Below are 5,043 nucleotides of genomic sequence, written 5' to 3' on the forward strand. Positions count from 1 at the left end.
GTCCTCCAACCAGCCGGAATGAGCGCCGAGAGGTCGAAATCCGTCCGCCCCGGCATCTCTCGTATCGTCAATTACAGGCCGACTTGCCAGGCATCGTTACGATACGGGTGTCCGTACACCCCTCCTGGCAATCATGCCACGTTCGGCGCAGCATCACCGATATGCGACGATTGTCACCAATATCGGCGACAGTGAGTCTACTGCGCCACCGCAAAGAGAGGACCAACCAACGTGAGTCATCAATCACCCGATGTCGGCGATCCACAGGACGACGGCATGAGCCCGGAAGAGAAGGCCGCCATTGTCGAAGCACTGATTGAGGAAATGCGCACCCTCTTTCACGACTACATCACCGGCGAGGTGGCCTACGACGAGCTGTCGTTCGAGATGTTCGACACGCTCCAGACCGTCCACGCCGTCGCCAACGACTCGCTCATTGTTGAATACGACATGGAAGAGTTCGACATCAACGACATGGTCGAGATCGGCGACGACGTGGTTGTCGAGCCACCGACTGCCGCCAAGCGTCAGAAGGGACGCGGTAAGCATGGGCACTGACCTGGAGCGCAAGACCCGCAACGAGCTGGCTCTGCTCCTCGAGCGCTGCGGCACGTTGGCCGAGGGCGTCCGCTTCCTCGAAGGCGATGACCTCATCGAGCTACTCAACGAGCTTGACTCGATGCGCGCACTCGTCGCCGACTCGTCTACAACACTGCGGGCGGCCATCAGTCGCTAGACAGCACCTGTCCCGTCGGACAGTCGCGACTGTCCAGCATGACGGTGCGACATCATCGCCTCCAGCCTATGATGATGTTCGTCGGCGAGCTTCATGGTTCGCCACCCAGACGATCGTCGTTCGTGGCAGAAGGGAGGTCAGAAGTGGTTCGCGCATCTCTCCTACAACATCGCCTCACGCGGGCGCACAGCACGGCCTCCCCTGTCACGGATCGACGATGGTGATGTCCCGATTTTGAGCGGACATCAACGCCACGCAATTGACCGGCCCGGGTAGCAATGCCCGGGTCGCTTGCGTCTCTGGAAAGGAAATCTCCGCAATGACTACCCGAAGCAGTACCACTCGCACCCAGACGGTTTACGGACCAGTCGTCATGCTGGTCGGTGACCGCGTGACCATCTCCCGACCGGCTCCCTGCAACGCACGCCGACAGGACTGATCTCCCCCGCCATCGCTGGCCACATTCCGGCGACGGTGCGGGGCTGGTCCGGTATAATGCCAGACAGTCAACGTACGTACAGCGCCGGATCGGATGCCCCATGCCCCGCATTATCGCCTTCTTTAATCAGAAGGGCGGCACTGCAAAAACCACGAGTACATTGAACGTCGCCGCTGCTCTTGCCGAGCGCGGCCACCGCGTTCTGGCAATGGATCTGGATCCTCAGGCCAGCCTGACCATGGCGTTCGGCATCGACGTCGCCGCGCTCGACACATCCGTCTATGACCTGTTTCTCGACGACGATATCCCGATCAGCGAGCTGGTCGTACCTTCAACAATCGACAATGTCCTCGTGATCCCGAGCCATCCGGACTTCGCCACCGCCGAGATGGCGCTCATCAACGAGTTGGAACGCGAACGCATGCTCGCGACGCGTCTGGCATCGGCCGATCTCTCAGACTTTGACGTCATTCTGATCGACGCGCCTCCGGCCCTGGGCCTCATCAGCATCAACATACTCGTCGCTGCGACCGACCTCGTCATTCCGATCGAGCCACATCCGCTGTCGCTGCTGGTCCTGCCGCGTCTGTTCGACACGATCGCCCGCGTCAGCCGACTTAATCCGGGCCTGCAAGTCGTCGGCTTTCTCCCAACCAAAGTCCAGCGCACATCGCGCCTGGTCCACGAGATGATCGAAGCGCTCCAGGAACGCTACCCGGATGTGCCGGTTCTCCCGTCCGTGCCGCTGTCGGTCAAGGGTGCTGAATCGGTCGCGGCCCGCACATCAATCCTCGAATACATGCCGCGCTCTCCGCTCTCGACCGCCTACCGTGAGGCAGCCGGCGCACTGCTGGAGAGCTCGCCGATCGGCTCGGCCCATGTCTGAGGCACGCTCGCGCCGCAAACGCTTCTCCGTCGATGCGCTCTTTACCGACACCAGCCCACGCGGCGTTGGTGTCTCCGAACTCGTCGAGGCCAAGCTCATCCGCCTCGATCGCATCGAGCCGGACCCCGACCAGCCGCGTACCGAGTTCGATCCTGAGGCGCTCGAAGAGCTGGCCGGCTCAATCCGCACCGATGGCGTCCTCCAGCCGATCGCCGTCCGCTACGACGCCGAGCGCGACATCTACGTCATCATCCACGGCGAACGCCGCTGGCGCGCAGCCAATCTCGCCGCTATCGAGTCGATCCCGGCCGTCGTCCGCGACATCCCCGAGGATCGCCGCCTCATCCATCAGCTTGTCGAAAACATCTTGCGTGAGGACCTCAACGCGCTCGACCGCGCCGCCGCGCTGCGCGCGCTCAAGGCCCAAATGGATGACGCTCCCTGGGAGAAGGTCGCCGAATCGGTCGGCATCCGTCGCAGCCGCATCTACCAGCTCCTCGGCACTGAAAAGCTCGCCGAGCCAATGCAGGAAGCACTTCGTCGCGGCGTCATCTCCGAGAAGCAATCGCGCGCAGCCCAGCCGCTCCCGCAGGAGGACCAGATGGATCTCGGCCGCCGCCTGCTCGAAGGCGAGCTCAACCCCAGCGCCATCACCGCCTACGCTCGCTCGATCAAGCCACGCCGCCGCACACCGAAACCCGACTATGACCCGATCTTGCGCGAAGCGCGCTCACTCCAGCACATGATCGACACCCTCACAGGCCCCGCCATCGCCGCCTCCGCCCCCGAACGCAAACGCATTCGCAACACCCTCTACGACCTCCAGCAAACCATCGACATGCTCCTCCGCCGCCTCGAAGATTGAACGGACACAAACTCTGTTTTCGCTCACAACCATGATGTAGGGGCGTATTGCATACGCCCGTCCAGATACACGACCGCCCAGCAGGTGCACCCGGACATCGTGGCTGCGGATCGAATGAGTTGCGGTGTCAAACAGGCGTATGCGATACGCCCCTTCATTTCGGCGCCGACGCGGTGCAGGCACGCCTAAACCGCAATTATCTTGGACGGGGGTCGCCCTACGGCGATGATGGAGACAGCAATGTCCTCATCGATACAGATGGAGGCGGGTCGCCTCCCCAAGCCCTTCGCTACTGAATCGTCTGCCCACCATCCGCCACCAGCATCGTGCCGGTCACGAAGCTCGCTTCATCGCTGGCCAGGAACAGCGCGCAGGGCGCCATCTCGTCCGGCTCGGCGATGCGGCGCAACGGGATACCTTCGATTGCGCCCGCCAAAGCCGCTGGATCGTCCACGACATCAGCCGTCAGCCGCGTCCGCACGAAACCTGGCACCAGCGCGTTGACCCGAATCCCCTCCGGCCCGTACGACACCGCCAACGCCCGCACGAGCGAGAGCAACGCGCCCTTCGCCGCCGTGTATGCGTGCGTCGGCCGACCACCGCCAGCACCAATCAGCGCACTGCTCGACGAGGTCACGACGATCGAGCCACCGCGAACCCGCAGGTGCGGTAGCGCCGCCCGGCAGACCGCATAGACGCCCCGCGTGTTCACGTCAAAAGCCAGATCCCACATCTCCGGATCGATCGTCTCGACGGTCCCGCCAACGGTGATCGTCCCCACAGCAGCGTTAGCCATCACAACATCAATCCCGCCGAGCCGATCCGCCGCAGCCTCAACTGCATCGGCCACCGCCGCCACGTCCCCCACATCGCAGCCGATCGCAAACGCCATCGATCCTGGCTGGGATATGTCGCGAGCAAGCGCTTCCGCCGCTTCGGTGTTCACATCAAGAATGGCAATCGCCGCGCCCTCGGCAGCGAACCGCCGCACCACCGCCGCACCAATGCCGGTTGAGCCGCCGGTGATTACGACTCGTTTGCCGTGAAGACGCGTCATGCTCCGGTCCCCTTCATCCGCTGCCCGAACAGATCCCAGATCGTCGCAGCGTAGCGGATACCACGGTGGTAATAGTCGAGCACCATGAATTCGTTCGCCGCATGTCCACGCCACGCCGGTGGGCCAACACCCGTCCCAGCCGCCGGAATGCCCCCGAGCATCCCGCCCAGCCAGACTCCCTGCCGTCCCGACGCGTCGCCGGTCGGCTGCGTCTCCGGCTCAACCCCGTACACCTGGTTGGCTGCATCGACGACGACATCCGCAAACGGATTGTCCAGCGCTGTCCGCGACGGCTCGATCGATCCCATGTCCTCCAGCTCGAAGTCCTCGCAACCGTGATCATCAAGGAATGTCCGCAGCGTTTCCAGAATCGCCTGCGGATCCTGATCTGCTACCAGCCGGAAATCGAGACGGCAGGACGCCTGGCTGGGCAGCACCGTCTTGTGCCCCTCACCCATCCAGCCCGTACTGAAGCCGGCGATATTGCAGGTCGGCGTGAACAGCAGACGCTCGTACGCGTCCACTCCGCTCACCCCATCGATGAACGCATCAACGCCGAGGTCGCGCTGCTGCGCCGCGTCGTCCCAACCGGAGCGCTCGAGCATCCCGCGCTCCAGCTCCGTCACTGGCCGGATCGCATCGTAGAAGCCCGGAAGGTTGATCCGCCCGTCCGGCCCCTTCAGTTGGGACAGCGCCCAGACCAGCCGCCAGGCCGGATTCTGCACCAGCCGCGCTCGCGCCGAGTGCAGATCCTTTTCTGCTCCCCGCGCCCGAATCTCCACGAACAGCAATCCGCTCGACCCGAAGTTGATCCGCGGTCGATTGCTCCCGCCGAATCCGCCATCGAACGACAGCGCCGCGTCGGCCTTCAGCAGCTCCGTATTCGCCTTCACCCAACCGGGCAGGCTCGGGCTACCGCTCTCTTCCTCGCCATCGAACACGAACTTGATGTTGCACGGCAGATCGACGCCGGAATCGCGATAGGCAGCAATCGCTCGCAGGTGGCAGAGCAGGTTACCCTTCGCGTCAGTCGTCCCGCGTCCATACATCACGGAATCGA

Annotated in this window: 6 protein-coding genes; 4 read left to right on the forward strand and 2 right to left on the reverse strand. The window is 63.4% G+C overall.

Annotated features, from left to right (window positions below; all coding sequences use genetic code 11):
• Positions 1–231: 231 nt before the first annotated feature.
• The 4 genes from M9890_15320 (at position 232) to M9890_15335 (ending at position 2,926) form a co-directional block, all read left to right on the forward strand.
• On the forward strand, positions 232–558 hold the full coding sequence (locus M9890_15320) for a hypothetical protein (protein MCO5178324.1): 327 nt from the start codon (positions 232–234) through the stop codon (positions 556–558).
• Complete coding sequence (locus tag M9890_15325) at positions 548–736, forward strand: hypothetical protein (protein MCO5178325.1); 189 nt, start codon at positions 548–550, stop codon at positions 734–736. Before M9890_15320 ends, M9890_15325 begins: the two co-directional genes overlap by 11 nt.
• Positions 737–1,275: 539 nt before the next feature.
• Complete coding sequence (locus tag M9890_15330; GenBank protein MCO5178326.1) at positions 1,276–2,061, forward strand: ParA family protein; 786 nt, start codon at positions 1,276–1,278, stop codon at positions 2,059–2,061.
• On the forward strand, positions 2,054–2,926 hold the full coding sequence (locus M9890_15335) for a ParB/RepB/Spo0J family partition protein (protein MCO5178327.1): 873 nt from the start codon (positions 2,054–2,056) through the stop codon (positions 2,924–2,926). The genes M9890_15330 and M9890_15335 overlap by 8 nt, the downstream gene beginning before the upstream one ends.
• A gap of 289 nt (positions 2,927–3,215) precedes the next feature.
• Here the strand turns inward: M9890_15335 and M9890_15340 are convergent, their stop codons facing one another.
• Together M9890_15340 and M9890_15345 are read right to left on the reverse strand one after the other, a co-directional pair.
• Complete coding sequence (locus M9890_15340) at positions 3,216–3,983, reverse strand: SDR family oxidoreductase (protein MCO5178328.1); 768 nt, start codon at positions 3,981–3,983, stop codon at positions 3,216–3,218.
• The coding region (locus tag M9890_15345) for a M20/M25/M40 family metallo-hydrolase (GenBank protein MCO5178329.1) at positions 3,980–5,043 on the reverse strand (1,064 nt) is incomplete at its 5' end. The genes M9890_15345 and M9890_15340, both read right to left, overlap by 4 nt.

The organism is Thermomicrobiales bacterium (assembly GCA_023954495.1).
Classification (GTDB): Bacteria; Chloroflexota; Chloroflexia; order Thermomicrobiales; family CFX8; genus JAMLIA01.

What these genes read in the sequence shown, in the direction of transcription:
- M9890_15325 (MCO5178325.1), top strand. Translation starts at nt 548, where the DNA reads ATGGGCACTGACCTGGAGCGCAAGACCCGCAACGAGCTGGCTCTGCTC.
- M9890_15330 (MCO5178326.1), top strand. Translation starts at nt 1,276, where the DNA reads ATGCCCCGCATTATCGCCTTCTTTAATCAGAAGGGCGGCACTGCAAAA.
- M9890_15335 (MCO5178327.1), top strand. Translation starts at nt 2,054, where the DNA reads ATGTCTGAGGCACGCTCGCGCCGCAAACGCTTCTCCGTCGATGCGCTC.
- M9890_15340 (MCO5178328.1), bottom strand. Translation starts at nt 3,983, where the DNA reads ATGACGCGTCTTCACGGCAAACGAGTCGTAATCACCGGCGGCTCAACC.